The organism is Pseudobacillus wudalianchiensis (assembly GCF_001685015.1).
Taxonomy (GTDB): domain Bacteria; phylum Bacillota; class Bacilli; order Bacillales; family Domibacillaceae; genus Pseudobacillus; species Pseudobacillus wudalianchiensis.
Window position 1 is genome coordinate 125,255 of the sequence record NZ_MAYT01000023.1, and the last position, 24,883, is coordinate 150,137.

Sequence of the window (24,883 nt, forward strand, 5' to 3'; positions counted from 1 at the left end):
CCACAATTAAATCACTTTTGCAGCTAAGCAATCTTGAAAATGACGCAAGGCCCATTCATGCCCCGCCTGATTAAAGCTTGCAACCGCATTTTGGTGAATGACAATTGAATACCCCTTGTTATATGCATCAACAGCCGTATGCAATACACAAATGTCTGTGCAAACACCAACTAAGTGAATTTCAGTAATTCCTCGTTCCCGAAGTTTAATGTCCAGATCCGTTCCCGCAAAAGCGGAATAACGAGTTTTATCCATATAGTAAAGCTGCTCGTTTTCCTTATTTTGCTGATAAACCGTTTCGAGCCGCCCATACAGCCGCCTTCCTTCCGTTTCAGCAATATTATGAGGCGGAAATAATTTTGTTTCCGGATGATAAGGGTCCTCTTTCATATGTACATCAATAGCTAGTATAACGTAATCTCCGTTTTCCAGAAACTCCTCCGTTAACGAAGTGATAGCCTCTTCAATTTCGATTGCCGGCTCGCCAACAGGCAGTGCCCCATTCACAAAATCTATTGTGTAATCAACATTAATTAACGCTTTTTTGACCATGTTTCCTCATTCCTCCTCATGTGATATTTTTCACTTATAAATGCTCTTAATTGGATTGTAATCATTAAACCGATAAAGCGTTGTTTTGAACTTTGAATTTCTTTGTGTTGTTTTTGGACTACCATCTTCGTTAAGCGCTTTTTCAAGGAAAGGAAACTTTGGTGCTTTACGCCAAAAAAATGGTTCGGACTTCACAACCTCTTCGACTAAATCTCCTGATACACATAGAATGATATGCCTAAGCTCAGATAATGTAAATTCCTTTGGCAAAAATTCCTTCGCAAGTGTTGTCTGTAACATCTCAAGCTGAACTTTTCTCAACGCATCTTTAATTATTATTTTATGATCAAAAGCTAACGGCAATTCAAGGGCCTCTGTGACGTTGAATAATTGCACATCTATCGCATCATCACCGGCTTTTCTTTTTTCTAATAAATATTCAGGCACCGCAGCATAATAGGCATTCGAGATCATCCATCCTCTCGGGTCCCGGCCTTCTTTATCGTATACAGCGTAGTGCTTTAAATAAATGCTGCTTAAACCTGTTTCTTCTTCCAACTCTCTCATAGCTGCTTCATCAGCCGTTTCATGCGGTGCTACAAACCCACCGGGCAATGCCCACTTACCGCCTTCTACATTTGACTGGCCTTCGCTGTTTTTCATTGATCTTTTAATAAGAAGAAGATGAAGAGAGCCAGAAAATTCCGCTTTTTCGTCTTGTTTAATTGTAAAAATGACAATATCGCTCGTATAACCATCTGGAGTACGATACTTCTTACTATCATACTCCTCTAACGCCTCTTTGTGGGAAACAAATTTAACCACTCTCGCTTTTCACCCCGATAATAGTTTGCAAATTATTAATGATTAATTAATCGTTAATCAAAATATACACGAAATAAACAGCCGTCACAACCCTTATTTTCCTAAAAAGAACCAAAAAAAAACGAGGCTCTCCTGCCCCTGATATTGTCGTTTGCTTTATGCACCTTTTTTTACTTTCGGACGTTGACTGATAGCCTTTAATATAGACATCTTATCTTGAGCGGTTAACATTCTCCAACTTTTCACTTTTATTTTCATGTTGAATCCCACCTTTATATGATGTTAAATTATTTTTAACGTTCCATTAAGTACTCTCTGGCTACTCGACTATTATTTCATTCTCTTATTCTATAATTACCGTTTTTCAGTAAAAATAAAACAAAATTCGTTCCCCAAAAAATGACCAAAATCCGCAAAAAATTTATTTTTAAAATAGGTTTATAATAAAAAACACCGGGTAAATAAAAAACACAAGGCGGAACTACCAAAAGAAGGGACTGGTAAACATGCGTTTACAAGCGACTTCAAAGGATGAATTGCACGGCCTTGGCGGAAAATTTGCTTTACTGACGAAAGGCACACTCGTCGGGAACCGATATATTTAGGTTCCATTAGCAAGTGTTGAATCAGTAAGTGTAGTTTTTTGCGAAAGTGCAAGTGGAGTGCAGGTTAATGGGAATCCACCGAAGCGGATAGTAAACAACGGTTTGCAAACACCTTCACCGGATGAACAAACTGCATCGGTAATGTAAGTTGATCTGACGATGAGTCTTCTCGTCGGGATGAACAAATTTTAAAGACTGTTCAATGGATAAAATTTTCCGCGTGCAACTCCCTGTCATGGGGACGAGAAAAGCATGTTCCAAATGGGGCGTGCTTTTTTCGTTTGTCGATATTTGTAACTAATTAGAAGAATTTTTTGTAAATATTCCCCCTATATTCTCGTCTTCTCTCCCGCCCACTTGCCAATCATCATACTTTTTCTTTCTAACGCATAAGATAAGTCAAATTTTAAAATAGGAGGAGTGATTATGCCCTCTATTATTAATATTTACAGCTTAAAAATTAACAATGTTTCTAATAATGGCTCCATTAATATTGGCGATGCCCTCCATAACGCCCACACAGCTAACACAAAAGCGCAAGGATCAAATTCATCCTATGGCGACATTTCTCCTACAGAAGCTAACATGGAAAATGTCTTTATTGATCCTGATGTAAATGATATGGGAGATATTGCGAACCCAGCTAATGTTAATTCCGCTCAAATGTAAAAAATGGCCTTTAAATAGGAAAGCTTGCTGAAGTGACTAAAAAATCAAGCGTATGCCTATAATCTGTACCTCTTTCCGTTTTATCTCATATAGTATTTAGTAGAGCGCCAAAGGAGGAAAATCGATGCCTTTCGTTATTAACATCTTTAACATCAAAACAAACGGGGTAACTCAAAATGGCAATATTGATGTCGGCGGCGTTGTCCATAATAGCCATACGGCCAATACTAAATTTGTTGGCGGCAATATATCATTAGGCGATTTTTCACCTTCTTCTTCTTGCATGGGTAACGGGATGCTCGACAGTGATATAAGCGATCAAGATCAAATCGCCAACCCTTCCATGCCTGTGACGAATCAATTTTAATTAAAAGAAAGGGGTACGGCTATGTTTCCTTTTCAATCATCCTTCCCTTCTGTGAATGATTGGCAGAAATGGCTCAAGCATCTACACGAGCGCGACGTAGAGAAATATGTTCAAAACGTTTTATCATCTTCTTTGCCTCCATCATGGCAGATGAATGAAAACGAAGGTGATCGAGCAAAAAATGAACCTAGGCAACAGAATATCTCACCTCCAGTGGAAGAACCTGTTTCATTGCAGTCCTCTGTCTTTGAAACACATGAAGCCGTATATGTAAGGATTCCGATTTCCGATCCTTCTCTCTTTAAGAATTTAAAGGTTTTTCATACGTCCAACCAAGCTATATTGGAAGGCTTGCCCGGATCTGCGTCCGAAAAAGTCATCATTCTGCCAGCCATTGTAAAGAAAAAAGGAGCAACAGCCCATTATAAAGATGGGGTTTTACAAATTATGATTCCTAAAGAAGTTGACTTCCAATATACCGAGATCGACATTCGTCATTTAGATTAGCGTTCTCGTTTGATCCTTTATTTTAAACAAGGGGGAGGCTGCTTTGGATTTTGACAAATTTAAACAATGGATGGAATTTGCCCAAAATTATCAAACGGGAGAATTTTGGAATTCTGTTTTTGACCCGTCCAAGGCAGAATTGATGAACAGAGATCTTCCTGCGAAACAATCGAAACAGCCATTTCCGCCTGTTGACATGTTCATTGATGAATCTAGAGTGATATTGGTGATTGAACTGCCTGGATTTACAAAAGAAGAAGTACATTTGCTCGTTTCCGGAAATACACTTACGATTCAAGGGACTTCCTCTGCTCCTTTTGAGATGCAGCATACGATGAAAGAACGCTATTACGGTGAATTTAAAAGAACGATCCAGCTTCCTGAGCCAGTTGAAGGCAGAAATGTCTCTGCTAGATTTCATAACGGACTGCTTTTTCTAAGCTACTTTCGTGTCAAGATACAAGAAGAAAGAGTGTTTATTGAATAGTTACTTTTAATTAAGGAGCTTTTAAGATAGCTTTTACTATAAGAAAAGTGTGGGGATTCCATGTGACAAATATACCTCATGAACTTTCAACAATCATTAACTGGCTTGATCAACGAATACAGCATGTCACAAATCAAGTGAATAAGATCAAACAACAAACAACTGATCCAATTATTGTTTCCAACTCCCTTCCTGACGGCTGGGAAAAAATAGTTGCAGCTAGAATAGAAAATAGATTACTGGAAAAAAATCAGCTACTGATCCAACAGTTAAAAGAAGCCCAACAAAAATTAGAAGAATTAGAATCCGTAAAAATCCCCCACCTCCAAAATCAAATAAAGCAGCTGGAAGACAAAATTACCTTCCTTCAAAAACATGGTGTGCCAAACGTTCCTACCTCTCATCCCATCGTTTTCCAAGAGTTTTCTATTGAAAAGGTATTTTTAGATAAATATGAACAGACCACTAATTTGGGACAATTAGGAATTAAAGAGGTAACCGGCAAGCTACATATTGGCAATGCTTATACTACGGCTTCCGATCTTACACATTCTGAAGAAAAACCCAAAAATAGTGGACAATCTGAAGACCTACAAGAACACGAAGACCCTGAAAAATGACTGACCAGCCCCATTGCTTAGCTTAATTAAACAAATATCACTCTTCTAGGGCTGTAAAATAAGCTTTTCTTTCAATTCCTAGGCAGGACGATAAAGATATACTGTTTTATTTAAATGAAACAGGGTAATTTAATGATGACAAGAATTAAACTTATTTGCTAGTTCGGCAAATCGTATATCAACTATTAATAGGTAAGGAGCTTAAAGTTATGTCCCTCACACCCGAGCAGCGTGTTGAATTGCACGGTTTTAACAACTTAACGAAGACATTGAGCTTTAATATGTATGACATTTGTTACACCACTACAGAAGAAGAACGCAATGCTTACATTGAATATATTGATGAACAATATAATGCAGAGCGTTTAACGAATATTTTAAAAACGGTCGCCAATATGATCGGTGCCCACGTATTAAATATTGCCAAGCAAGATTATGTTCCTCAAGGAGCGAGCGTCACTTTGCTCGTCTCGGAAGGACCAGTCGTTGAAGTGCCGGCAGAATCACTCGATGAATCTCCGGGACCGCTGCCTAACTCTGTTGCTATGCATCTTGATAAAAGTCACATTACGGTGCACACTTATCCTGAATTTCACCCCTATGAAGGCATTAGTACATTTCGAGCGGATATTGATGTTTCTACATGCGGTGAGATTTCACCACTTAAAGCATTAAATTATTTAATTCATTCTTTTGATACAGACATCATGACGATTGATTACCGGGTGCGTGGTTTTACCCGTGATAAAAGTGGTCATAAACTATTCATTGACCATGATATTAACTCGATCCAAAATTATATCCCTGACGAAGTCAAACAACAATATGATATGATCGATGTGAACGTTTATCAGCAGAATATCTTCCATACAAAATGTAAACTGAGAGAGTTTGATTTAGACAATTATTTATTTGGACACTCTCCGGACGAACTTTCCAAACAGGAGATAAAAGAAATTACCGATAAGTTAAAGATTGAAATGGATGAAATCTTTTATGGGCAAAATATCCCCCAGCCATAATAAAAACAAGCCGCCACTTCTTAGAATGAAGCAGCGGCTTGTTTAATATGGAAGCACCTATTTACGTATATAACTTAAAAACAACCTGGCCTTTCACTACGATTTTCTCACCCTGATTAACGGCTATTACTTCAAAATACAGTTTATCCTGCACTCTCTTCAGTAATGTTGCTTTTAGTGTGAGAACATCGTCTAAACGTACAAGGTCTCTGAAGCGAATAGAATATTCCTCAATGAATCCTTCGTCGTAATAAGGGGTGAATAGCTTTGATAGGTTGCCCATCGTCCACATGCCGTGAGCAATAATACCGGGCAGCCCAGCTTTTTCTGCTTCTTCATCAATCGTATGAATCGGGTTAAAATCTCCTGAAGCACCGGCATACTGAATAAGGTCCAGCCTCGTAACAGGGGCGAGCTGTATATCTGTAAGATTCCCGTTAAGTGAATAATCAGCTATCGGTTTCAAGCGAGCATCTCCCTTCTGACAGCTTCATTAAGGATAATAATTTGTTTAGCGGAAAAAAGAAGCTTTCCAGAGGCATTTTCACCATGCTTCGTTAAAAATAAAAACCCTAGCTTTTCGTTATTCCCTCTTTTTTCTACATAGTTATTTACTTCCATCCAGCAATAGACTTCCTCATTCACAAGAAGCGGGCGTTCATAGCGAAAAGTTTGTTCTCCATGAATCAGCCCCTTATCAGGTAACCGTAAGTCGGCAATAGTTCCATAATCAAATGTGATAGGAAAAGTAGGAGGTGCTATATTTTCACGATACCTCGATTGCTTCCCGTATGCCTTATCCAGGTAAAGGGGATGCAAATCTTTGATCGCTTCAGCAAACTTTCTAACTGCTCCTCTTTCCACATAATTTTTTATCTTTTCTGACTGCTTGCCAATATATTCACGCAACATTCTGTTATCCCCTTTTTAATTTTTTGGTCCGCCCGCTACATAAAGCACTTGTCCGTTAATAAAGGAAGAACGCTCATCCGCAAAAAAAGTAACAGCGTGGGCAATGTCTTCGGGCTTTCCAATTCTGCCAACTGGAATTTGTTTGCTGGTGGCTTCCGCTAATTCTTCAAACGGAATTCCCATTCGATCGGCTGTTGCTTTTGTCATCGCGGTTTCCGTAAATCCTGGTGCTACTGCATTAGCTGTAATACCGAACTTTCCAAGCTCAATAGCCAATGTTTTGGTCAGCCCCTGAATTCCAGCTTTCGCCGTTGCATAGTTAGCCTGCCCCCTATTGCCGAGAGCAGAAGTAGAAGATATATTGACAATTCGTCCATAATGCTGCTCAACCATATACTTCTGGACAGCACGACAAGCGTAAAAGACCCCTTTCAAATGAACATCCATCACTGTCAGCCAATCGTCATCTGTCATTTTAAATAATAAATTGTCTCTAAGCACCCCCGCATTATTAACGAGAATATCAAGAGAGCCAAACGCTTCATAAGCCTCCTGCATAGCCTGCTCTAGTTGATCGCGTTCCGTCACGCTCCCTGCCTTTGCAAAAATAGGAAACCCTTGCTCTGTCAGATCGTTTTTTATTTCACTCACTGCTTGTTCATTCACGTCAATTATGGCAACATTGGCCCCTTCTTTTGCAAACTGCTGAACGATTTCTTTGCCAATTCCACGGCTTCCGCCGGTGATAAAAGCCGTTCTCCCTATAAATCTCCCTGTCATCTCTTCTCCCCCTTATCCGTATTAGCAGGATAAATCAACTTAAATGTCCCTGTTCCCTTTGCGACTAACTTTCCCTCTTGATCTGTAATTGTTCCTTCAACCAATGCTGTTTTGTACCCCTTTGATATAATCTCTGCTTCAGCAAACAGGACGCCTTCCGTTACCGGAGCTATATAGTGAACCGTCGAAGTAGTGGTTACACAACGAGTCTTCGTCACGGAACGCAACTGCATACTCTGAATAAAATCTAAAACAGCCGCATATACACCGCCGTGTAAAGTCTCATTTGTATTTAACAAGCAGCCTTTCATACTGAGTTTAATGCGAACGTCCCCTTCTTCGAATCGTATTACTTCTAACCCAAGATGGTGAAGAAAAGGGCATTCCTCAAACTCATTTACAATTTCCTCAAGCAGCAACCTGCTCCCCCCTTCATGAAATCTAGCAAAATAAAAAATTGACTATATTCTATTGACAGTACTTTGCTTTTCCTCCTCATAGTACCTGATTTTTCTGGAAATTAAAAACATCTAGCTGAATCTTAAGCAAATAAAAAACGTACCCTATCGCGAAACAGGATACGCTTTCTTTTAAAGTACTTTACTTAAAAATGCTTTCGTCCGCTCATGCTGCGGATTAGAAAACAACTCAACTGGTTCATTTTCTTCCACAATATAACCGTTATCCATAAAAATCACCCGGTCACCAACTTCACGGGCAAATCCCATTTCATGAGTCACCACAATCATCGTCATGCCATCTTTTGCCAACTGCTTCATCACTTCAAGAACTTCGCCGACCATTTCCGGATCGAGAGCGGATGTGGGCTCATCAAACAGCATGACTTTCGGTTCCATTGCTAAAGCACGGGCAATCGCCACCCGCTGCTTTTGACCGCCGGATAAAGAATCTGGATAAGCCTTAGCTTTATCAGCGAGACCGACCTTTTTCAAGAGCACCATTGCTTTTTCTTCGGCCTCTTGTTTCTTTATCCCTCTTACGTTCATCGGAGCAAGCGTTATGTTTTCAAGAATGGTCTTATGAGGAAATAAATTAAAATGCTGAAATACCATACCGACTTCTTTACGGATTTCATTAATGTTTGTTTTTTTGTCTGTTAAATCTTTTCCTGTTACATACACGTGACCGCCTGTAACAGATTCCAGCAGGTTCAAACAACGGATAAAAGTTGATTTCCCTGAACCGGATGGGCCAATGACGACTACCACTTCTTGGGGCTTTACTTCGAGAGAAATATCTTTCAATACTTCATTGTCACCAAATGACTTTTTAAGATTTTTGACGGAGATCATTCTGTTTTCATTCTCCTTTCAACGTAGTTCATTAAATAGGTTAGCGACAACGTTAAGACAAGATAAATAGCTGCCACCGTGATGTACGGCTCCCATACTCTAATATACTGCCCTTGAGCGGCACGGCCCCAATACATTAATTCTGGAGCGGCAATAATAGCAGCAAGAGATGAATCTTTTAATAAAACGATAAATTCATTGCCGAGCGGCGGGATCATCCGTTTTACAGCCTGTGGCAAAATAACGAGCTTCATAGCCTGAACGTGGCTCATACCGAGTGAACGTGCTGCCTCCATTTGTCCTTTATCAATGGATTGGATACCTGCTCGAAAAATTTCTGCAATGTAAGCAGATGCATTTAGTGAAAGGGCGATAATCGCCGATACAATCGGGTTAGATGGTGACATGAATAGCGGCACTATCCCAAAGTGAATGAGCAAAATCTGCACGAGTAACGGCGTTCCTCTGAAAAAGTTCACATACCAGACAAAGGGAAACCGCACTAACTTGTTTGTTGACATTTTCCCTAATCCAATTAGTAACCCCAAAATAAGTCCGATAAAAATTCCGGCTAGGGACAACCCTAGTGTTAAAAGGGTTCCTTTAATAAAAAATGGCATATAATCTACGATGATATCTGTACGAAAATCCAATTTATTTCCCCCTTTCTGGGACAAAAACGACTGTCCAGAGGCTCAGGCCTATGTGGACAGCCGCATTTTTCCTTATTGTTTAGCTGCTTCTTTTAATGTTTCTACGTTTGGCTCTTTACCAAACCACTTTTTATAAATTTCTGTATACTTGCCATTGTCATACAACTCATTCAATGCTTTATCAAAATCTTCTTTATACTTGCTGCCTTTAGGGAATACAATGCCGTAATACTCTGGCTTGAATTGCTTGTCATCCCCAACCGTTTTAATACCGCTATCCGGGTTATTCTTCACATATTCAAGAGCTACTGCAATATCGGTAACCGCTGTCTCTACATCACCGCTCTGTAAAGCCTGGAACATGAGTGCCGCTGTTTCATATTTAGAAATAGAAGATGAGTTCTTTCCAACAACCGCTTCCGCAGCGAATTGTCCAGTCGTTCCGTTTTGAACGCCGACTTTCTTGCCTTTTAAGTCTTCGGCACCTTTAATTTTTGTTCCTTCTTTAAAAGCAATCATGCTTGTAGATTCGAAATAAGGGACAGAGAAATCATAGGATTTCTTTCGCTCATCATTAATCGTTACCCCAGCCATACCAATATCGAGCTGTTTGCTTTGAAGTCCGGCAAACATAGCATCCCAGCCGGTATTTTCGATATTCACTTCATAACCAGCTTCTTCAGCCGTTGCATTTAAAAGATCCACATCAAAACCGCTTACCTTCCCTTTATCCATAAATTCAAACGGAGCAAAGGTTGCTTCTGTTCCTACTTGTAAAACCTTTTTGTCTTCTGATTTTTCTTTGCCAGCTGAATCTTCCTGTCCTCCTCCGCATGCGGATAATAAAAGTGCGCAACCCGCCACGACCGATAGAAGAGATTTTTTGAATGAAATTTCCATGTTGCCAACCCCCTGAGTCATTTTTCCTTTTTTTCTTTCAACAATAAACCAAAACTAGTATTTTACTCCGTCAACTTTCTCTTTATCTAGTAAAATAATAGCGTTTACAATGACAATTTTCAATCTATTTTTACATTTTCATTCTTTCTAATAATTATATTAACACAACTTAACGTATTTTTATACATTTTATTTAAATAATAATAATTTTGTATATTCAATTTCCTTTAGTAGATTATTGGATAAACAACTTCAAATAATCTTATATATGAATAATAATACAAATGTTTTTTCAATTTTTAATATTTTTTATTTTTTATCTCTTGCACAGTTTGTTGGAATTTGCTTAACGATTCGTTTGCACAGAAAGGTGCATGCCCGCTTACAAAATAATTCCACTAAAAAGAGACTACCCAACAAAATTGCGTAGTCTCTTCTTCATTACCTGTTTATACTTATAAAAAACGGGTTTTTACAAAATTCTCTACTTCCTCGGCTGTGTCCATGTATAATACTTGTTCGATGCTCTCGCTGAGTTCTTTTTTAGATAAACGGGAGATAATGCTTCTGGCTGGCAGAATAGAGGAAGCACTCATGCTAAATTCATCAAGGCCTAAACCGAGCAAAATCGGAATAGCCCCTTCCGTTCCTGCCATTTCTCCACACATTCCTGCCCATTTGCCTTCTTTGTGGGCCGCGTCAATCACCGTTTTAATCAAACGGAGGATCGCTGGGTTATAAGGTTGGTACAGATAAGATACTCGTTCATTCATTCTATCAGCTGCCAATGTGTACTGGATTAAGTCATTTGTTCCAATCGAAAAGAAATCGACTTCCTTGGCAAATGTATCTGCCATCACAGCAGATGACGGAATTTCAACCATCATTCCCACTTCAACGTTAGAAGAAACGGCTGCCCCCTCTTGCTGCAGCTTTTCTTTTTCTTCTAGTAAAATAGCTTTCGCCTGGCGAAATTCCTCTAGCGTCGCAATCATTGGAAACATGATTTTTAGATTGCCATAAGCACTTGCACGAAGCAGTGCGCGCAGCTGAGTGCGGAACATGTCCTGCATTTCGAGACATAAGCGAATGGCCCGAAAGCCTAAAAATGGATTCATTTCTTCTGGAAGAGTTAAATAAGGCAGCTTTTTATCCCCGCCGATATCAAGCGTCCGAACAACGACCGGTTTCCCTTCCATCCGTTCCAGCACTTTTTTGTAGGCTGCAAACTGTTCTTCTTCTGTTGGCAGCTGATCGCGGCCCATATAAAGAAACTCTGTACGGTACAGGCCAACGCCTTCACCGCCATTTTGAAGAACTCCCTCTACATCCTCAGGTGTACCGATATTAGCCACTAGCTCTACACGGCAACCATCTTCTGTAACCGTTGGCTTGTCTACAAGTTTAGCAAGCTCTGCCTTATGTGTTTCATAGGCGTCCTTTTTCTCCTCATATTCTTTCACAACAGCAGGCTCAGGATTCACAATGACTTTTCCCTCCTGACCGTCAATAATAAGAGGCACGCCATTTTCAATATCTTTTAATGCTGTTTTCGTGCCAACCACTGCCGGGATTTCCAAGGAACGTGCCATAATGGCCGAATGGGAAGTTCGCCCGCCAATGTTCGTTGTAAATCCCTTGACAAACCGTCGATTTAATTGAGCAGTATCTGAGGGTGTTAAATCTTCGGCGACAATGATCACTTCTTCGGAGATGAGACTCGGATTTGGTATGTCTACTCCAAGCAAGTGCCCAATCACTCGCTTCGTTACATCACGAATATCTGCCGCACGCTCCCTCATGTATTCATTATCCATTGATTCAAACATGGAAATAAACATATCTGCTACTTCTTTCATCGCAAATTCGGCGTTTGAGCCTTCTTGAATAATTTTATCCTTTACCGGATTAATGAGCTCAGGATCACTTAAAACGAGGGAGTGCGCTTCGAAAATAGCTGCTTTATCTTTGCCAAGCGCTTTTGCAGCATGTTCTTTAATTTTCTCGAGTTCCTCTGTTGATTGTTCAATTGCACGATCGAAGCGCTGATTTTCCGCCTCTCGATCAACTACCTCTTTCTTTTCAACTGTAAGATTGGGTTCTTCCAATCGAAAAGCCTTTGCAATCGCAATTCCTGCAGAGGCCCCGATTCCTGTCAATAGCTGACTCATTTAGCGAGTCCTTCTTTTTCCAATACTTCTGTTACTTTTTGGATTGCTTCATTTTCATCTTCACCAGATGCCGTTACTTTAATTTCAGCACCTGAAGGGATCCCAAGAGACATAATGCCTAAGATCGATTTTAAGTTAACTGTTTTACCTTTATATTCAAGATTGACATCTGCAGAGAATTTGCTGACCGCCTGGACTAAAATGCTGGCTGGACGAGCGTGAATTCCTGCTTCATCTATAATTGTGAATGTTTTTTCCATCATGTCATCAATCTCCTTTATACATATAATGTAACTTAAATCATATCACTTTTTATAGTTTGTCCAAACTATAAGCACTTGCGCAAAACCTTTTTCTCCGTTGTAAAAACTGCTTCTATATGTATTCCCTATCATCTAAAAATCATGCCGGATGGTCTGTTACCATCCGGCATGAGCCTACCTTTATTTTTGTTGTTCAGCTGTTACGATCGTAGACATTGTTCTCCGCCTGCGTCCGGGAGCCGGTTCATTTTGAATTAACTTCATCATTTCCTGTCCCAACACGGTCAGGAAATGTTTAAATTCTTCATCACTCGCATAAAACATTGCTTGCCGGTAACCCGCCCCGTCTTTTAAGAAATCGAATGAATCTTGGTTTACATAGCTCTCAAAGTCTGCCAGTACTGTTGCCATAAACTTAATAAAATAGCTTACGTGCTCTTCCTTGCTTAAGCTCAAGAATTCTTCTGGTGCCATCGCCTGCGAGGTTTCTGGAAGGGCATATACTTTCTCGACCGTGCCGCGCACTTGGTTTTCCTCTGCTATTATGACTAAATCTGCTTCAACTAGCTTTTTTAAATGCCTGTAAAGAGAAGCCTGAGGGACATCCGGCAGCTTCTCTCCCATTTGCTGTACCGTTAATTTCCGGCCATTAACAAGCGTTTGCACAATTTTCATACGAACTGGATGAAGCAGTACCTCCCCTTTCGATTCCTTCACGATCATTCATTCCTTTCTCATTTAAACCGCAATTTTAATTGTCGAATAATATAAATAGATAGCAAGGCGAATGCAGCTACAAACACTTCAATCACCCATAGGCTTTTAATCGTGCCAATTTGATAAAGCGCTGCGAAAAAATCCATCAAAAAGTGAAGACCGATCGCGTATAACACGTATTTGAACTTTCTGCTCCTCACTCCAAGCAGGACCATGACAGAAAACATCACCTGCATAATTATGGCTCCTGTTCGTTCGATTCCAGCCAGCAGATAAGAGCCGAAGCCGGATTCCATGATCCGTATTTTTAACTGGCTTACCTGTTCCGAAGGCAGAGCGCTAAGATTTGTTTCAAAGGTACCGTTGCGAATCATGATGGCGTACACCAAGATATTGACTGCTCCAAGCGCACCAACCAATATGGCCTCGATTCCTCCATGCCCAATGCCGAGCGACACGCCGTCGCCAAATTCCCGTCTGCGCTTCAATAATAACAAAAAAACAACATAACGGCCTAATTCTTCAAACAATGCAGCCGCCAGCGCTCCATACAACGCATAGGCTAAGAGATTATCGGTCATTTTTAATGATGGGCCTGCGGGATCAATCATGACAGCATGCAGTCCGCTCTCAAGCACTTGTGAAAACAAGATAAATACCCCGACTCCTGCCCAACATACTTTCCAAGAGAAATTCCCTTTCTTCCGCCAATAAATAATAGCAGCTACCGGCAGCAAGATTGAAATGAAAAACTGAAACCCCATCCCCGAAAACGCTGACGATTCAACCATTTATTCCACCCCTGTTTTATTATCATTATTGATAATGATAATAAAATAACTTTCTTGAAAAGTCAATCCTCTTTTTAACCTTAAAGAAACAGGCGCCTTCTTTAGCAGCGCCTGTTTCTTAATTACAATGATCTCCTTCACAAGGATAATCAGAAAAATCAATTTGAATCGTCGTATGTTCAATGTGAAACTCATCGTGCAGCTTTTTTTCAATCACTCTGAGCAGCTGTTGCCCATCTGTTTCTGGTTCAATGACGACATGGCAGCTTAACGCGGGAAAATCAGAAGTAATCGCCCACACGTGTAAGTCATGAACACCGTTCACACCAGGCAAACTTAGCAAGGCCTCCCGTACTCGTAAAACATTAATGTTCGCTGGCACTCCTTCCATCAGAATATGAAAAGAGTCTCTTGTCACCCGAATACCGCTAATAATAATCAAGATGGCTACGATCACACTAGCAATTGGATCCGCTAAATTCCAACCGAAAAACATGATCAGCAAGGCGGCTGCGATGGCTCCAACGGAACCGAGTAAATCACCGAGAACATGCAAAAAAGCGCTGCGGACATTTAAGTTTTCATCTTTATCTCCCCGCATTAAGATGTAAGCGGCCGCGACGTTAACGAGTAAACCAATAATCGAAACAGTCAGCATTCCGATACTCATTACTTCAGGGGGAGCCATGATCCTTCTGTACGCTTCTACAAAAATGTAAACGGAGATGGCGAGTAAAGTAAGTCCGTTAATAAAAGCAGCCAGGATTTCAAATCGTTTATAACCAAACGTTTTCGATAAAGTAGCTTCTTTTTCCCCAAAGCTTAAAGCAAAATAACTCAGACCAAGCGCTGCCGCATCACTTAGCATATGCCCCGCGTCCGACAGCAATGCCAAGCTGTTCGTTAAAATTCCGCCTACTACTTCTACGACCATATAAGTCGCAATTAAAATAAATGATAATTTTAGTGCTTGTTTGTTGCTCGAATGATGATGGTGGCCATGCCCGTGATCATGGCTGTGTGAATGTCCCATTGTCTCTTCTCCTTTATATGAATATATGCTCATATATTTATATTATTTCAGATGCTCCCCTTCTGTTCAAGTTTTTTTGTAAAAATATTCAAACACTTTTACACTATTTTTCCTCCCTTTCTTTTAGGAAAGTATTTTCCCCTCCGTGTCTCCTCCATAAACAGGGTTGAAGACGCTTTTTAAGGGAAGAATATACACTAAAAAGGAGGTTGGTTTCGTTGAAGGATGAAGACAAACAAACGTCAGAAGGGCTAAATCAAATTTTAGAAATTATTAATGCCAAAGGCGATGAAGGAGAATTAAAAAGAATCGTAAATCAGGGGCATGAAGACAGCTTAGTATGCAGCGATGAGCTGTTTCATAAAGATTTAAGAGCGATCGTTGATGATACGATGCGTGAAGAAGAATAAAGAAAAACCGGACACTGCACTAGCTGTCCGGACAAGAACATAAACAAAGTATATTCCTAATCCCCAGGTTCATTGAAAACGTGTGTCAATAGCCTGGGCCTCTTCCTTAACTGATTTGAAAACTGGACCCATCAATGATATCGATCCCCTCTTTTTCTTTTAATGTTTCCATTAAAGAGAATAACGCATCGTCCTTTCGTTTCGCTTCAATCATGATATCGATTTGCGGAACACTTCCGCTCACTTCCTTCAAAAACTTTAGCAATTCCTTTTCATCAATAAAATCGGCATGAGCCTTAAAGTCTTTCTCGGACCTCGGACTGGAAATATGCATTTTCAAAGGCAATTTTGCATTTATCCAAGTATGGATCACTCTTTGCCACTCTTCTTCCCAGCTTTCTCTTTCCTCGTGGTTAGCAAGGTAATGATGATAATCAAATACGAGCGGGATTCCTATTTTTTCGCAAAGATATAACGTGTCTTTTACAGTAAAAGTCGTATCGTCATTTTCCAGCATAATCATCTTCTGAAGCGCTTCGGGAATCAGCCCCCAATTCTGAATAAATTGCTCGAGTGCTTTTTCTTTGTCTTTATAGCCGCCTCCTACGTGAAGAACGCAGCGATGCTCAGGATCAATCCCCATTCCTTTTAATAATTTTTTATGCATCACAAGTGTCTTTAAAGCCATGTGGAAGGCTTCTGTATTGTGTGTATTTAACACAACAAAATGTTCGGGATGGAAGTCGACCCGCATAGATGGATGCTTTTCTAAATAAGCGCGGATGGCAGACAGTTCTTCTTTTAAAGGATCAATAAAATTCCAATCCGGTAATTCAGGGTGATTAGCAAGCGGGATTAATTTCGAGCTAAGCCGAAAGAAGTGGATGTCATGAGCGGCGTTATGCCGTAAAAGCCGCAAGCAATTTTTCAAGTTAGAAGCAGCAATTCTTTCGAGCTTTCTAATGGCTGCTTCCCTGTCTTTGATTTTTTCAAATTGCGTGTAGGTCATCGTTTGTGAAGGAGAGCCGTTTTTTACATTCATGCTCATCGCTGCATACCCAAGACGAATCAATGTCATTTGCTGCACCTCAACGTTTTAATATTTTGGATGTACTTTTCGTAAACTGAGCTGGAATGGTTGTTTTTATACTTCAATTTCCCGACTTTGGGTAACATACTTAATATAGTGAGGTGAAAGCAATGTACAAATTATTATCACATAATGATCTAGACGGTGTTAGCTGCGGCATTCTCGCTAAGCTTGCGCTTGGAAAGCAAGTACAGGTACGCTATAACTCCGTTTCTGGCCTTGATTATGAGGTCTCATGGTTTTTAGAAAATCAAGATAAAAAAACCACTTTATGGATCACTGATTTATCTGTTAATGACGAAAACAAAGAAAAACTCAACGAATTCCATCTTGCCGGCGGAAACGTGCAGCTGATTGACCATCACAAGACAGCTTTGCATTTTAACGACTATGAATGGGGACATGTCATTGTTGAAGACGAAGAAGGAAAGCTGACATCTGCCACTTCTTTGCTTTATGACTATTTGCTGACACAGGAATTAATTGAACCGTCTAATGCCATCGCTGAATTTGTAGAGCTTGTCAGGCAATATGATACGTGGGAATGGGAAAAAAATGATAACCAGGAAGCCCGCAGACTAAATGCCCTCTTCTTCTTAGTCTCAATAGAAGAGTTTGAAGAACGGATGATGAGTCGCCTTCGTTATCATGATCATTTCTTTTTCGATGAGTTAGAAGAGAAAATATTAGATATGGAAGATGATAAAATCGCCCGCTACATCCGGCGGAAAAGACGAGAGCTCGTACAGGCCAAAGTGGGCGAGCGATTAGCCGGAGTTGTCTATGCTGAATCTTATCATTCTGAGCTTGGCAATGAACTAGGGAAAGAAAACCCTCATCTTGACTATATCGCGATTTTGAATATTGGCGGGAAGCGCTTAGGATTCCGCACGATACATGATCATATAGATGTATCCGAGGTAGCCGCCTATTACGGCGGCGGCGGACATGCCAAAGCGGCTGGCGCCTCTATGACAGAAGATGCCTATCGACACTTTGTCACGGAAACGTTTCACTTAATGCCGCTGCAGGAGGATGCCAAAAGAAATCGCTATAACATGAAAGAATCCTCATTCGGCACGCTGTATCAAAATCGGTCAGGCGAAACCTTTCTTCTCTATTCGCCGACCGAAGAGCAATGGGCCGTTAACCGTAATAGCACCCTGCTGCCCGAGACGTTCTCAAGCTTTCAAGAAGGAGAAAACTTTCTGAAGAGAACCTTCGAGGCGGCGCTTGCTAAAGATGATATATTTGTTCGTTATCTGCAGGAATTAGTAGGAAAAATTAAATAAAATTGACGCAATGAACAAAGGAATAGTGGCTTTTCCTGTCATTTATGGTACGCTTTAAAGAAGAATAGGAGCGATTGCAAATGATAAAAATTGAAGTACCACAACCAGACCTTACGATTGTAAAAAAGAATGCAGAAGGAGATACGAGTGAAGCGGCCATTGCCAGACAATACGGCTTCATTGACTACCACAAAATTGCCCGCGATAAAGGCGGCATTTATATGTATTATGATGCTCATGATGAATTAATGTTCGTCGGGAAAGCGCGAAAATTAAGAATGCGCATCCGTAAAAGCTTTGAGGACGCTGCTTCCCCAATTAAGCTGTATCGGGATGATGTCTATAAGATTGAAGTCTGCTACGTCGAGGACCCAATGGAACGAGAAATTTATGAAACCTACATCATTAATAAATTCCAATCAAAGTATAATATCGACAAAGCATTTTTTAGATAATATTAACGAAAACAGCCATAGGCTTTAACCCCTATGGCTGTTTTCTTTGCGGCAGCTACCCAAGCCGCTCGTGTTTATGAATTTGCGGTCAGTATTCTAAAGTTTATGGCGAGTACATACTGCTTACTGGCGTGTATCATGAAGATTAGCTATTAATAATCTTTTTGATAGCCGGCAAGAGGATAGGCTGGAATTTCCTGCCAACGATTAGGATCTACACTGTTCACTTTCCCAGAGGCAATGCCTTCAAGAATAGCCTTTAATCCAAGATAATTTTGCTTTGTCAAATAGCCATTCGATTTTTGTCCAAGATTCCCTTCGCGTGTGTTTCCTTTTGTTTCAAAGAAAATCGCCGGATTGCTATGATGTGTCGGATTAAGATTGTTGTAATTCAAACCGAGCATCATGGCCGAAACAACTCCGCCTTTAATGTCAATTTCATACCTCTTCTCACCGCTTCCGACTTGGTAGCGGTCAATGTGCATATAGCCGTAGTCTTTTAATGCATCATAGACATATACTTGCATTTGACGGGTAACGTCATTGTAGTTTTTCACAGAAGGCAACGTTGGGCCGTTTGGAGCAAGTGAGACTCCAAGTGACATCGTAGTAGATTCATTCGTGCCGTATACTGTTTTAAAGCCTTGATGGTGCAGATCGACGGCATAATCAGGCTTTACATCAGCCCAGTACTTATAAAAAACAAGTGATTCTTTTGCTTTAAAGCCCTTCTCCGCCCAGTCGCGGTTTAAATCAATTGTTAACGACTTGCCGTTAGATCCAAGCTTTGGCTCTCCATTTTCATACAGTGTCGTTGATCTTGTATTCATAATGCTACCATCCGGATTATACATTGGGATCGCATAGATGGTTACATTCTTTAAAATAGCTTCTACATCTTTTGAGCCGCTGCTGCCAAATGTTTTCAGCAAGTCTAAAACAGCACGTGTTGTTAATTTTTCGTCTCCGTGAATTTGCGCTTGTATCCACACTTTAATTGGGCCTGTCCCAACCTTCGCTGCATAGAAGCTGCGATCCTGCTCGCTTTTCCCATATTGATCTAACGTGAAGACCTCAACCTTGCCTTTGCTCGTTTGCTCAATATCCTTCAACATTTTGATCATATCCTCATATGTAACAAGGCTGTCATAACTTAGCTGTCCATTTGTCGAAGGCCCTCCAGGTACCGTTTCAGCTGCCATTCCAGAAGTTGAAAAGCCTGCAGAAAACAACAAAGTGAAACCTAAAGCGCACGTAATGACTTTCTTCACACCCATCCCCCCAATTGTTATTTACATACGCTATCATTATAAATTGTTAGAATATTTAAATAAATAAGGCGAATAGCTGATTTATTCTTGCTTATTTGCTAAAAAAGATAGGAAAAAAGTTTGGAATGCTGTGAAACCGAAAGCTTTTTCGACAATTTCTTCTTTAAATATAACGACTTGGCGAATACTGTCGGCAAGTTATTCCCTCCTTTTGTTGCCTTCTTTTACAGCATCTGTTATCGTTAAGGAGAATTATTTTTGTTCGAAGAAAAAGATTAAGCGAAACTACCTTTCGTCTAATGGATTTGAGCAAGGATAGTACTATAAGTGTGCTGTGCACATAAGAGGAGGAAGTAAGATGGAACAAGGTAAAGTAAAATGGTTTAATGCAGAAAAAGGGTTCGGATTCATCGAGCGTGAAGGCGGAGATGACGTATTCGTTCACTTCTCAGCTATCCAAGGTGACGGCTATAAAACTTTAGACGAAGGTCAAAACGTTACATTCGAAACAGAACAAGGCCAACGCGGCTTGCAAGCAACTAACGTTCAAAAAGCATAATCATATAAAGAATGTAGATAAAGTTTAGCTCAGGGCTCTCAAGCTGATTGAAAAGGATGATCCTTCGAGATGCGAAGCCTGGTGAAGATCTGAATGACCGCGATCGTCATAAGCACTTCAGACAGGCGAACAACGAAGAAGTCCCGTGCTTGTCAACAGCCTATTATATAACACCACTAACTTAATGAAGTTGGGATAGCGAAGGCTATTCTAGACAAGCGGCAACTCACCTTCAACTTTCTATTGAACGTGCAGTTGCTTTTTTTGTGTGCTTCCGATAACTCTTCATTACTTTTTAAGAGGTGATCCATTTGTTTAATTTGATACTAATCGTTCATATTTTCACAGGCTTTATTTGTTTGATCACGGGACTGATTGCTGGCTTTTCCAAGAAGAAAAAAGGAAAGCACACACTCACAGGTCAAATATATTTCTGGTCTTATTCACTCGTTTTTCTTTCCGCTGTCATCATGGCTATTACACATTGGCAGGAAAGCGCCTATCTTTTTTATATCGCTCTTTTTTCTTTCGCCTTTGCTTTGCTCGGCTACGTGTCTGTAAAGAAAAAGAGAAAAAATTGGCTAAGTCAGCATATTGCAGGAATGCTCGGTTCTTATATTGGCATCGTCACAGCTACCCTTGTCGTGAATAGTCCGAAGATTCCACTTTTAAATGAGGTGCCTATACTCGCCATTTGGCTATTGCCGACCATTATCGGCACCCCGATCATCTTCAAAATCGGAAATAAATATGCTCCAAAACAAAAAAAGATAGCCAGTTAACGATGAACAGCCTTTCCCACTCGGGAAAGGCTGTCAATCTGTTATTGAGCGCTTATCGCTCCGCATGCAATACGTGATCCAGCGTCACCCGCTGGTTGAGATTTGCCATCATCTGCTTTTTCATGAATGACAAGAGCAGATCCATCTTGATCCAACAAAGAATGATCTTCCCCACTGTTAAGTGTGACCTCTTTTGCGATCATTTCCGCTTTAACTGTCCCATCTTTTCCTACGTTCAGGTTTGGCAAGTCACCAGCATGAGGACCTTTTTCATGGTTCATTCCATGGCTGGCATTCGTTGGATTAAAGTGACCACCTGCTGATTCAAAATCCGGCCCGTCACATTTTCCCGTTTCATGAATATGAAATCCATGCTCACCAGGCGGTAGTTCTAAAGCATCTACTTTAATGGCTACTCCTTCTGCTGTTTGTTTCAGTTCAGCTGTCCCCACTTTTTTACCTTCATCATTTTTTAAATCAATGACCGTAGCATCATTATCTTCTCCCTCTCCAGCAACTGGTGTATCTGGAGATGCAGGAGCCTGCTCCTCTGTTGAAGTTTCCTCACTTGGCTGTTTTTCTGTTGCTGTAGCATCGTTCTCAGCAGTCGTTTCTTTAGTTTTCTGTTCATCCGCTTCTTTGTTATCTCCGCCGCCACAAGCACTGATGACTAGCATTACAGCTAAGATAAATGTGAAAAATAATAGTTTTCTCATAATCATCCTCCCCTTCCAGAAATTATGTACATATACACTCACTTTACACCGTTCAAAACTTCTTTAAACACTTTTAGCGAATTTCACTTCATTCGACCTAGTGAAGCCATAAAAAAAGAAAGATTGCTTGCCCTCTATCCTAAATCCTTTCGCACATTTCCCGCTTCTATTTGCTAAGGGAACTGTCATCGCCTTGTTTGTAAAAGAAGAAATAAAAAAGTGCCGTTTACAAATTATTCATCCTCTTCTTTCAGCAGAGGTAATTCCCTTGTTAACGGCAACTATTCTATTTTTATTCTTTCATTAAAGAATATTTTTTCAAAAATAAGGTAAAGGTAACGTGAGGTGATAAAGCGTGCAGCAAACACAAAATTTAAGTGAGTTGACAGAGTTAGTGAAATCTGAAAAAGGAAACATACAATTATGTATCTCCCAACAGGAAAAGAGTTCCTCTGGCATATCACTTGGAGATGAAGATACAGGAGGAGCGGACCAGGAGATAGAAGTAAAAATCCTAATGGAAGCCGCTAAAAAAGCGATTGTCTTTGAGAAGGTGTATAATCAGTCAATCGAGTATGAAGAAGCTATTAAACAAATAAAAGCCTTGGAGCAAGCATTTCCATTACAAAAAATGAGTGTTGAAGAAATAGAGAAGAGAATACAAACGATCGATCAAGGCTAACTATAATAAATTGATGAAGTGTTTTACCCGATAGGAAAGAGGTTAAAGTAGAGAAAGAGAGAATTTTATATTATAAGAGATAAGGAGGACATCACATGCATCCTGTTGTTTTATTTGATGGTGAATGTAATTTTTGTGATTCAAGCGTTCAGTTTATTATAAAGAATGATCCTAAAGGAATGTTTCATTTTGCTTCTTTGCAAAGTGAAACGGGGCAGGAATTACTAAAGAAGCATCACGTTCCTTCGGATATCGACAGTATGATCTTGATTGAAGGCGATAAAGTGTATTATAAATCGGCGGCGGCCCTTCGAATTTGCAGGCATTTAAAAGGCGCTTGGAAATTACTATATGCTTTTATCATCGTTCCTCGCCCAATCCGAAACATCGCCTATGATTTCATTGCTAAAAATCGTTATAAGTGGTTTGGAAAAAAAGAAAGCTGTATGCTCCCATCGCCAAGCGTGCGAGCACGATTTATATAAAAAAGGAAAAGCACTTCTGCTTTTCCTTTTTTATTTGAAATTAGACACACGCCAAAATTGATCAGCCATAGTAGCAGACAACCATTCGAGACCCTTGCTTTCAGCCTGATGAATAGGCTGCCAAGAAGTATAATTATTCTTCAAATACACCTCTTGATGCGGAGATTGGTCATGCACTCCACTAATATCATAAAATCCATTCTTGTAAAGGCGGACATGCATTTTATAGTCGATGGCCGGTGAAGCAACGAGGGGATTTCCTACAGAATGGATAAGCTGAATGGAGGCTTCTTTATTTGTTACATTTGACTTCTTTAACTGAATTCCTTCCGCTGAGGCAGTCTCTTCTTCTTTAAATCTTCTTGTCCACCCGTAAGCTTTTGTTTTACCAACATCTTTCACTAAACGAACATTAGGGCTTCGCCCGTCAAAATTGATTAAGATATCTGCTCTCGTACGATAATTAGGGGCTTCTGGATCAAATCCCCGCCCATCTCCTTCAAAATAACGAAGAGTAGAAAAGAAGTTTGGATTCTTTAGCCACTTATTTGTTAAAAATGTAGTGTACCGAATCGCCCACTCTGTCCGGTCAGAAGTCTGCTCCCTTGGCCTTAACACACTTTCAACCATTCCAATTTGTTTAGTTAAGCTAAACCTCTCCAATACCGCTTCTTTCTCTGAGGTGTCCTTTTTAAAAAAGCCGATGATTCCCGCAATAGCAAACTTTTCCTCGCTCATTGTTTTTTCAGAGAGCGCAAGTGGACGAGTCGCCTTAATGGAATAATGATAGTCTTTGTCGCTCTCGATCATATCATCGATAAATTGGCAATCCTTGACCTTCGCTATTTTTTCTCCATTACGGTAAACTATATACTCTTTAACACCTTCAATAGGCTCCCATTCCATGCTGATCACTGAATGGGTTACAATCGTCGTAACAATTAAGTTTTGCAATACGTTCGCAGGGTTTTGATCCTTCGTTACAGTAGAGGTTTGTATTTTTATCGTATTAGCGAGTTGGTTGGCAGGACCCATCTTTTTCACTGTATATAGATAGGTTTTTCCCGGAACGAGTCCTGTATCCGTTATCTCTTGATCGGTTCCTGAATAAATCAGCTCATCCTCTCTGTATACTTTATAAGCTCCCTTCCCTTCCATCCAATGAAAGGTAATCTCATTTTCTTTCTGTTTAATGGATTTGATCATCAGGCTATTAATGCGGGCTAATCTCTGCTGTCGCCTTTTTCTCCAAGACAATAAAATGCTTCCCGCTAAACCCAATGCAGCTATAGAATAACGATACATCGCTTTTGCCACCCCGCTTTTTTACATTTAAAGAACTATTAGTACTAGGAAACACCTTTTGTTATACCCTGATCGGATATTTTCCACACCTTCTGCCAATCGTTCACAAATTGTCTTCATTCTTCATTAAAGTGGCGTATGACCTGGGTTTTCATACATTAGACAAGTTAGCATGAGTCATGATTACATAAAAAAGCCGTGCTAAAAGCAGCACGACCTACTGTTGTTCTACATCATATCCTTGTTCTTCAATTTCATCCGTAATATCTTTTATAGAGACAACGTTTGGATCAAAAGACACGTCCACCGTGTTTTCCTCTAAATGTACTTTCACAGATTCGACTCCATTTAATTTTCCAACGTTGCTTTCAACTGCATGAACACAATGATCGCAAGACATTCCTTGTACATACAATGTGACTTGTTCCATTGTCCTTCCTCCTCCATTTTATTGCTTTATGACGATCTACCTTGTTACAGGGATGGGATGTGCTGCTTCTTATTTATTCACTCTTCTTTATTGGAATAAACACACGCTTTATTCATATACAGGAAGAAGATCTTCTGCAAGGAATCAATGGGCGGAAAGAAAAAACATGGTCTAACCACGAAAGTCCCATAAAAAAGATCGCCTTCTCTGGCAGCTGCG

At 40.1% G+C, this 24,883-nt stretch carries 32 protein-coding genes; 13 read left to right on the plus strand and 19 right to left on the minus strand.

What is annotated here, in order from left to right; all coding sequences use genetic code 11:
• Positions 1 to 6: 6 nt before the first annotated feature.
• Positions 7 to 552: a cysteine hydrolase family protein gene (locus A8F95_RS11180; RefSeq protein ID WP_065410577.1), complete on the minus strand. Its 546-nt coding sequence runs from the start codon at positions 550 to 552 to the stop codon at positions 7 to 9.
• 30 nt (positions 553 to 582) lie between these two features.
• The gene (locus A8F95_RS11185; RefSeq protein WP_065410578.1) at positions 583 to 1,377 is read right to left on the minus strand and encodes an NUDIX domain-containing protein; all 795 of its coding nucleotides are present in this window, start codon (positions 1,375 to 1,377) and stop codon (positions 583 to 585) included.
• Between the two features lie 1,031 nt (positions 1,378 to 2,408).
• Between A8F95_RS11185 and A8F95_RS11190 the strand changes: the two genes are divergently transcribed.
• From A8F95_RS11190 to speD, 6 genes are all read left to right on the plus strand, one after another.
• Positions 2,409 to 2,651: a spore germination protein gene (locus A8F95_RS11190; protein WP_049661069.1), complete on the plus strand. Its 243-nt coding sequence runs from the start codon at positions 2,409 to 2,411 to the stop codon at positions 2,649 to 2,651.
• A gap of 124 nt (positions 2,652 to 2,775) precedes the next feature.
• A complete protein-coding gene (locus tag A8F95_RS11195; RefSeq protein ID WP_065410579.1) occupies positions 2,776 to 3,018 on the plus strand; it encodes a spore germination protein in 243 nt (80 codons plus the stop codon).
• A gap of 21 nt (positions 3,019 to 3,039) precedes the next feature.
• Positions 3,040 to 3,525 carry an Hsp20/alpha crystallin family protein gene (locus A8F95_RS11200; protein WP_065410580.1) on the plus strand — a complete coding sequence of 162 codons (486 nt, stop codon included), beginning with the start codon at positions 3,040 to 3,042 and terminating at the stop codon, positions 3,523 to 3,525.
• A gap of 43 nt (positions 3,526 to 3,568) precedes the next feature.
• Positions 3,569 to 4,012 carry an Hsp20/alpha crystallin family protein gene (locus A8F95_RS11205; protein WP_065410581.1) on the plus strand — a complete coding sequence of 148 codons (444 nt, stop codon included), beginning with the start codon at positions 3,569 to 3,571 and terminating at the stop codon, positions 4,010 to 4,012.
• 62 nt (positions 4,013 to 4,074) lie between these two features.
• Complete coding sequence (locus A8F95_RS11210) at positions 4,075 to 4,632, plus strand: hypothetical protein (protein ID WP_065410582.1); 558 nt, start codon at positions 4,075 to 4,077, stop codon at positions 4,630 to 4,632.
• 209 nt (positions 4,633 to 4,841) lie between these two features.
• Positions 4,842 to 5,654, plus strand: a complete 813-nt coding sequence (gene speD / locus A8F95_RS11215; RefSeq protein WP_065410583.1) for an adenosylmethionine decarboxylase — start codon at positions 4,842 to 4,844, stop codon at positions 5,652 to 5,654.
• 61 nt (positions 5,655 to 5,715) lie between these two features.
• Here the strand turns inward: speD and A8F95_RS11220 are convergent, their stop codons facing one another.
• From A8F95_RS11220 to A8F95_RS11275, 12 genes are all read right to left on the minus strand, one after another.
• Positions 5,716 to 6,120 (minus strand): MaoC/PaaZ C-terminal domain-containing protein, encoded by a 405-nt coding sequence (locus tag A8F95_RS11220; RefSeq protein WP_065410584.1) that lies wholly within the window; start codon positions 6,118 to 6,120, stop codon positions 5,716 to 5,718.
• A complete protein-coding gene (locus A8F95_RS11225) occupies positions 6,117 to 6,566 on the minus strand; it encodes a MaoC family dehydratase N-terminal domain-containing protein (protein ID WP_065410585.1) in 450 nt (149 codons plus the stop codon). Before A8F95_RS11225 ends, A8F95_RS11220 begins: the two co-directional genes overlap by 4 nt.
• A gap of 15 nt (positions 6,567 to 6,581) precedes the next feature.
• Positions 6,582 to 7,346, minus strand: coding sequence for a 3-oxoacyl-ACP reductase FabG (gene fabG / locus A8F95_RS11230; RefSeq protein ID WP_065410586.1), 765 nt, complete (start codon positions 7,344 to 7,346; stop codon positions 6,582 to 6,584).
• Positions 7,343 to 7,765: a PaaI family thioesterase gene (locus tag A8F95_RS11235; RefSeq protein ID WP_065410587.1), complete on the minus strand. Its 423-nt coding sequence runs from the start codon at positions 7,763 to 7,765 to the stop codon at positions 7,343 to 7,345. The genes fabG and A8F95_RS11235 overlap by 4 nt, the downstream gene beginning before the upstream one ends.
• Before the next feature lie 171 nt (positions 7,766 to 7,936).
• A complete protein-coding gene (locus A8F95_RS11240; protein WP_065410588.1) occupies positions 7,937 to 8,659 on the minus strand; it encodes an amino acid ABC transporter ATP-binding protein in 723 nt (240 codons plus the stop codon).
• Complete coding sequence (locus A8F95_RS11245; protein ID WP_049661037.1) at positions 8,656 to 9,312, minus strand: amino acid ABC transporter permease; 657 nt, start codon at positions 9,310 to 9,312, stop codon at positions 8,656 to 8,658. Before A8F95_RS11245 ends, A8F95_RS11240 begins: the two co-directional genes overlap by 4 nt.
• Positions 9,313 to 9,384: 72 nt before the next feature.
• Positions 9,385 to 10,212, minus strand: a complete 828-nt coding sequence (locus A8F95_RS11250; protein ID WP_065410589.1) for a basic amino acid ABC transporter substrate-binding protein — start codon at positions 10,210 to 10,212, stop codon at positions 9,385 to 9,387.
• 455 nt (positions 10,213 to 10,667) lie between these two features.
• Positions 10,668 to 12,383: a phosphoenolpyruvate--protein phosphotransferase gene (gene ptsP, locus A8F95_RS11255; protein WP_065410590.1), complete on the minus strand. Its 1,716-nt coding sequence runs from the start codon at positions 12,381 to 12,383 to the stop codon at positions 10,668 to 10,670.
• On the minus strand, positions 12,380 to 12,646 hold the full coding sequence (locus A8F95_RS11260) for a phosphocarrier protein HPr (protein WP_049661026.1): 267 nt from the start codon (positions 12,644 to 12,646) through the stop codon (positions 12,380 to 12,382). Before A8F95_RS11260 ends, ptsP begins: the two co-directional genes overlap by 4 nt.
• A gap of 180 nt (positions 12,647 to 12,826) precedes the next feature.
• A complete protein-coding gene (locus tag A8F95_RS11265) occupies positions 12,827 to 13,369 on the minus strand; it encodes a helix-turn-helix domain-containing protein (RefSeq protein WP_065410591.1) in 543 nt (180 codons plus the stop codon).
• An 11-nt stretch (positions 13,370 to 13,380) separates the two neighbouring features.
• Positions 13,381 to 14,154 (minus strand): YhfC family intramembrane metalloprotease, encoded by a 774-nt coding sequence (locus A8F95_RS11270; RefSeq protein WP_065410592.1) that lies wholly within the window; start codon positions 14,152 to 14,154, stop codon positions 13,381 to 13,383.
• Between the two features lie 118 nt (positions 14,155 to 14,272).
• Positions 14,273 to 15,187, minus strand: a complete 915-nt coding sequence (locus tag A8F95_RS11275; RefSeq protein ID WP_065410593.1) for a cation diffusion facilitator family transporter — start codon at positions 15,185 to 15,187, stop codon at positions 14,273 to 14,275.
• A 218-nt stretch (positions 15,188 to 15,405) separates the two neighbouring features.
• Between A8F95_RS11275 and A8F95_RS11280 the strand changes: the two genes are divergently transcribed.
• Entirely contained in the window at positions 15,406 to 15,597 is a 192-nt protein-coding gene (locus A8F95_RS11280; protein WP_049661020.1) for a hypothetical protein, read from the plus strand.
• Between the two features lie 106 nt (positions 15,598 to 15,703).
• On the opposite strand, the gene uvsE is transcribed toward A8F95_RS11280, so the two are convergent.
• Positions 15,704 to 16,675, minus strand: a complete 972-nt coding sequence (gene uvsE / locus A8F95_RS11285; RefSeq protein ID WP_065410594.1) for a UV DNA damage repair endonuclease UvsE — start codon at positions 16,673 to 16,675, stop codon at positions 15,704 to 15,706.
• 122 nt (positions 16,676 to 16,797) lie between these two features.
• On the opposite strand from uvsE, the gene A8F95_RS11290 reads away from it, so the two are divergent.
• Together A8F95_RS11290 and A8F95_RS11295 are read left to right on the plus strand one after the other, a co-directional pair.
• A complete protein-coding gene (locus tag A8F95_RS11290; RefSeq protein ID WP_065410595.1) occupies positions 16,798 to 17,979 on the plus strand; it encodes a DHH family phosphoesterase in 1,182 nt (393 codons plus the stop codon).
• A gap of 80 nt (positions 17,980 to 18,059) precedes the next feature.
• Complete coding sequence (locus A8F95_RS11295) at positions 18,060 to 18,434, plus strand: nucleotide excision repair endonuclease (RefSeq protein ID WP_065410596.1); 375 nt, start codon at positions 18,060 to 18,062, stop codon at positions 18,432 to 18,434.
• Positions 18,435 to 18,586: 152 nt separating this feature from the next.
• Here A8F95_RS11295 and A8F95_RS11300 read toward each other — a convergent pair whose 3' ends face one another.
• A complete protein-coding gene (locus A8F95_RS11300; protein ID WP_245671274.1) occupies positions 18,587 to 19,705 on the minus strand; it encodes a M14 family zinc carboxypeptidase in 1,119 nt (372 codons plus the stop codon).
• Between the two features lie 358 nt (positions 19,706 to 20,063).
• Here A8F95_RS11300 and A8F95_RS11305 point away from each other — a divergent pair, with 358 nt between their 5' ends.
• Both A8F95_RS11305 and A8F95_RS11310 read left to right on the plus strand, forming a co-directional pair.
• The gene (locus A8F95_RS11305) at positions 20,064 to 20,264 is read left to right on the plus strand and encodes a cold-shock protein (RefSeq protein ID WP_049661009.1); all 201 of its coding nucleotides are present in this window, start codon (positions 20,064 to 20,066) and stop codon (positions 20,262 to 20,264) included.
• A gap of 305 nt (positions 20,265 to 20,569) precedes the next feature.
• Positions 20,570 to 21,046 carry a DUF2306 domain-containing protein gene (locus A8F95_RS11310; RefSeq protein WP_065410906.1) on the plus strand — a complete coding sequence of 159 codons (477 nt, stop codon included), beginning with the start codon at positions 20,570 to 20,572 and terminating at the stop codon, positions 21,044 to 21,046.
• Positions 21,047 to 21,087: 41 nt separating this feature from the next.
• Here the strand turns inward: A8F95_RS11310 and A8F95_RS11315 are convergent, their stop codons facing one another.
• Positions 21,088 to 21,762 (minus strand): superoxide dismutase family protein, encoded by a 675-nt coding sequence (locus tag A8F95_RS11315; protein WP_065410598.1) that lies wholly within the window; start codon positions 21,760 to 21,762, stop codon positions 21,088 to 21,090.
• A 355-nt stretch (positions 21,763 to 22,117) separates the two neighbouring features.
• On the opposite strand from A8F95_RS11315, the gene A8F95_RS11320 reads away from it, so the two are divergent.
• Positions 22,118 to 22,444 carry a hypothetical protein gene (locus tag A8F95_RS11320; protein ID WP_065410599.1) on the plus strand — a complete coding sequence of 109 codons (327 nt, stop codon included), beginning with the start codon at positions 22,118 to 22,120 and terminating at the stop codon, positions 22,442 to 22,444.
• A gap of 95 nt (positions 22,445 to 22,539) precedes the next feature.
• Complete coding sequence (locus tag A8F95_RS11325; protein WP_065410600.1) at positions 22,540 to 22,929, plus strand: thiol-disulfide oxidoreductase DCC family protein; 390 nt, start codon at positions 22,540 to 22,542, stop codon at positions 22,927 to 22,929.
• A 30-nt stretch (positions 22,930 to 22,959) separates the two neighbouring features.
• Here A8F95_RS11325 and A8F95_RS11330 read toward each other — a convergent pair whose 3' ends face one another.
• Complete coding sequence (locus tag A8F95_RS11330; RefSeq protein ID WP_141676263.1) at positions 22,960 to 24,246, minus strand: DUF3238 domain-containing protein; 1,287 nt, start codon at positions 24,244 to 24,246, stop codon at positions 22,960 to 22,962.
• 205 nt (positions 24,247 to 24,451) lie between these two features.
• A complete protein-coding gene (gene copZ, locus A8F95_RS11335; protein WP_065410602.1) occupies positions 24,452 to 24,664 on the minus strand; it encodes a copper chaperone CopZ in 213 nt (70 codons plus the stop codon).
• Between the last annotated feature and the right edge of the window lie 219 nt (positions 24,665 to 24,883).